General features: G+C 72.6%; 5 protein-coding genes and 1 pseudogene. 5 read left to right on the top strand and 1 reads right to left on the bottom strand.

What is annotated here, in order from left to right; all coding sequences use genetic code 11:
- Positions 1–68: 68 nt before the first annotated feature.
- The gene (locus ABZ646_RS43715) at positions 69–866 is read right to left on the bottom strand and encodes a methyltransferase domain-containing protein (protein WP_360532541.1); all 798 of its coding nucleotides are present in this window, start codon (positions 864–866) and stop codon (positions 69–71) included.
- Between the two features lie 132 nt (positions 867–998).
- On the opposite strand from ABZ646_RS43715, the gene ABZ646_RS43710 reads away from it, so the two are divergent.
- The 5 genes and pseudogenes from ABZ646_RS43710 to ABZ646_RS43690 form a co-directional block, all read left to right on the top strand.
- Positions 999–1,319: a hypothetical protein gene (locus ABZ646_RS43710; protein ID WP_360532538.1), complete on the top strand. Its 321-nt coding sequence runs from the start codon at positions 999–1,001 to the stop codon at positions 1,317–1,319.
- Positions 1,320–1,376: 57 nt separating this feature from the next.
- Positions 1,377–1,610, top strand: a pseudogene (locus ABZ646_RS43705) (GNAT family protein); the annotation flags it as partial.
- Positions 1,611–1,684: 74 nt separating this feature from the next.
- Complete coding sequence (locus tag ABZ646_RS43700; RefSeq protein WP_360532535.1) at positions 1,685–2,335, top strand: hypothetical protein; 651 nt, start codon at positions 1,685–1,687, stop codon at positions 2,333–2,335.
- A 214-nt stretch (positions 2,336–2,549) separates the two neighbouring features.
- Entirely contained in the window at positions 2,550–2,741 is a 192-nt protein-coding gene (locus ABZ646_RS43695) for a hypothetical protein (RefSeq protein WP_360532532.1), read from the top strand.
- A gap of 161 nt (positions 2,742–2,902) precedes the next feature.
- On the top strand, positions 2,903–3,118 hold a 216-nt coding region (locus ABZ646_RS43690), incomplete at its 3' end, for a hypothetical protein (protein ID WP_360532529.1).

The raw sequence follows: 3,118 nt of genomic DNA, 5'->3' as shown, positions 1-3,118 counted from the left end.
GACTTCTCGGGCGTGGTCAACATGGCGGACGCCATCGGCGGCGTCGACGTCTGCGGGCCCGGTACCCGTCAGACGCGGCGGCCGACGACCCGTACGAAGCCGAGGGTGCGTCCCCGGTCGGCGCGGAGCAGCTCGGCGACCTGGCGGGCCATGGTGCGGTGGAACTCCTCCGGGCTCTCCTCCGCGACCACCTCGCACCACAGCAGCCAGTCCCGCCAGCCGTCCGGCTGCCAGTCGGCCGCCTCGACCTCCACGGCCCCGCTGCGGGTCCAGTGGCGGCGCCACCAGGCGGCGGAGTGGAAGCACCAGTAGCCGGGGTCCCACCACGGCTTCAGGTGCTCGGGCGGCTCGGTGCCGGTGATCTCCTCCCGCAGCGCCGGCACCACCACGCCGATCCGGCCGCCGGGCTTCAACAACCGGGTGAGGGTGGGCAGGTAGAGGTCGTCGGTGCCGAAGTACTGGTAGGCGTCGATGCTCACGACCGCGTCGAAGCCGCCCTCGGCGAAGGGCAGGTCGTGGGCCTCGGCGTGCACGGGCTGCACCCGGTCGGCGAGCCCGGCCTCGGCGATGCGCCGGGCGTTGTCGTCGGGTTCGACCCACAGGTCGGCCGCGGTGACCTGCGCGTGGAACTCCCTGGCCAGGAAGATCGAGGTCATCGCCCGGCCGCAGCCCAGGTCGAGGACGCGCGCGCAGGGGCGCAGGGCGTCCAGACGGAGGGCCGGTGCCAGCCATTCCAGCAACCACAGGGCGTGCGGGCCCATCTGGTTCTCGACGGCCCAGCGGGCGTCGTAGGTGTTGCTGAGGGGGTACCGCGGCAGGGTCAGACGGTCCGTCAGACGGTCGTCCGCGGACTCGGTTTCGGACATCGGTGAACGGGCTCCTTGTGATCTTCGTAGTGGTAGGCGATGCGTAGGAGCTCATTCGAACCGGCAAAAAATGCACCCGCTTCGGTCGTCGGCGAGGGGCCGGGCAAGGCTGACCAGCGGAAGCTAGCAGCTGTGGAGACGCTCCGCAGCCGAGTTCCCCGGGTGCCGGAGGCGGCCGAGGCGCAGGCGGCGGACGACGAGGACGTCTTCGAGGACGCCCGCCGAGCCCGCTGGATCGCCACCGTGACCGGGGTGCTGCTGGCCATGATGGGGGTCACCGCCTCCTCGATGAGACTGAGCGGGGTGCCCGGACTGGTACCGGCCGCCTACGGTTCCGGCGCCGTGGTCTGCGTGCTCGCGTCGGTGCTCGGCGCCCGGGGCCGTACCCGCGTGGCCCTCTGGCTGATGATCCTGGGGACGATGGTGATGGCCCTCGGAGACCAGTTCGACTGAGTGACGGCCGGGCGACGGAGTGGGCGGACTCGGACGGTCGGGCCCGATCGAGCCGTTCCCGCGGCCGCCGGGCGGGGTCTGGCCACCCGGGGTGTGCGGATCCTTCTGGACTGCGCGTTTGACGAGCGTGGCATGCACCGTGTGGAGTGGCATGCGTCGTCGGCGAACGAACCGAGCAGCAACGTGGCCCGGCGGCCGGGCATGACCCGCGACGGCGTGCTGCGGGAGAACCACCCCCACCGGGGCGTGCGCACGGACACCGAGGTCTGGTCGGTGCTGGCCCCCGAGTGACGTGCGGCACGTGTGCGTACCGCACAGCACGATCATTAAGAGACCTCTCAGACAGCGTCCGTACGGTGCGAGGTATGGGAACGAAGACAGTGGACGGGGCCGGGACCGGCGCCGAGGCGAAGAACGACGAGACGGCGACGGAAGAGGCAGCGGTGGACACCACCAAGGCTCCCGCCACGGCGGACACCACGAAGGCTCCCGCCGAGGAACCTGCGGAGACCAGGAGCGAGACCCCCGCGGCGGCCGCCGAGCCCGAGACGGAGGCGGAGGAGTCCGACGAGCTGACCGAGGAGGAGCTGGCCGCCCTCGCCGAGGAGGAACCGCAGGGCCCGTCCGGCGTCGGCCAGGGCGCCGGCGCCGTCGTCTCCGTCGCGCTCGGCCTGGTCTCCCTCACGGGCGGCTGGGTCGGTACGGTCGCCGCGGCCCGCGAGACCCTCATCGGCCAGCTGCAGACCTCGTCGAGCGCGAGCGTCGCCAAGCAGGTCAAGGAGGTGTACGGCGACGCGTGGCAGACCACCGCGCTGTGGGCCGGCCTGTTCGCGCTGGTCGCGCTGATCACCGGTGTCGTGGTGCTCGTCAGGCCCGCCTTCGGCGCGCCGGGCAGGACGCAGGCACCGTGGATCAAGTCGGTCGCCTGGGCCGGTGTCGCGCTCGGCGTCATCGGTCTGCTGCTGGCGGTCCTCAAGTACTCCGACGCACTCCTCGGCCTGCCCTCGACCGGCTGAGACCTCGACGGGCTGAGAAAAGCGCAGGTCACCAGGGGCCTCAGAGCGTCCGTAAGCATCTCACGGACGATCTGAGGCCCCTTACGCGTACCCGCGGCCCCGCGGCCGCCCGAAGATGCGGAACCTTCCCGATGTGGCGCGCACCCCTGGGAGACGAAGGTGGAGCCATCGCAGAAAGCGAAGCCCGACCGACACCTCTCCCAAGGGAACCGCCATGTTCGCGTACGCAATCCACGAGATCCGGTCCGCCGAACTGCGCCGGCAGGCGGCCGACGCCCGCCTCGTCCGCGAGGCCGTCCGCTCCCGCCGTGCCGCCCGCCGCGCGGAGGCGCCCGGCGGCGCCGCGGAGCCGGCCGAGTCCCATACCGCCGGCCGGGGCCGGAGCCGGTTCCCCCGCACGGCATGACCGGGCCCCGGGCGGGCGGCGACGCCCGCCCGCAGGCCGGGAGGACAGCCGCCGGCGGCCGTACGGGGGTCGGCCGCCGGCACTCCCCAACGCCATCGGCTCATACGACAAGCGCACCGGTGCTGTGGAAAACCGCTGCCGTCCCCTCCGCGCCGCGTGCGATGCTCTGGCCCGTGGAGACCAGGTCCGTGAGTCCCGTGTTCGTAGGCCGCAGCGACGAGTTGGGGACCCTGAACGAGGCGCTCGCCCGCGCCGGTGCCGCCGAGCCGCAGGCGCTGCTGCTCGGCGGTGAGGCCGGCGTACACGGTCTCGCCCGCCAGCGCGGCCAGCGGTACTGCCTCCAGGGTCGCCAGCCGGTGGTCGGAGGGGAGAATTAC

This window comes from Streptomyces sp. NPDC007162, from assembly GCF_040634175.1.
Taxonomy (GTDB): domain Bacteria; phylum Actinomycetota; class Actinomycetes; order Streptomycetales; family Streptomycetaceae; genus Streptomyces.
Note: the sequence above shows the minus strand (reverse complement) of the source record. Positions and strands in the feature narration are given on the sequence as shown.

Excerpts from the sequence above, each read along its gene's own strand:
- ABZ646_RS43700 (WP_360532535.1), top strand. The coding sequence starts at position 1,685 with ATGGGAACGAAGACAGTGGACGGGGCCGGGACCGGCGCCGAGGCGAAG.
- ABZ646_RS43695 (WP_360532532.1), top strand. The coding sequence starts at position 2,550 with ATGTTCGCGTACGCAATCCACGAGATCCGGTCCGCCGAACTGCGCCGG.
- ABZ646_RS43715 (WP_360532541.1), bottom strand. The coding sequence starts at position 866 with ATGTCCGAAACCGAGTCCGCGGACGACCGTCTGACGGACCGTCTGACC.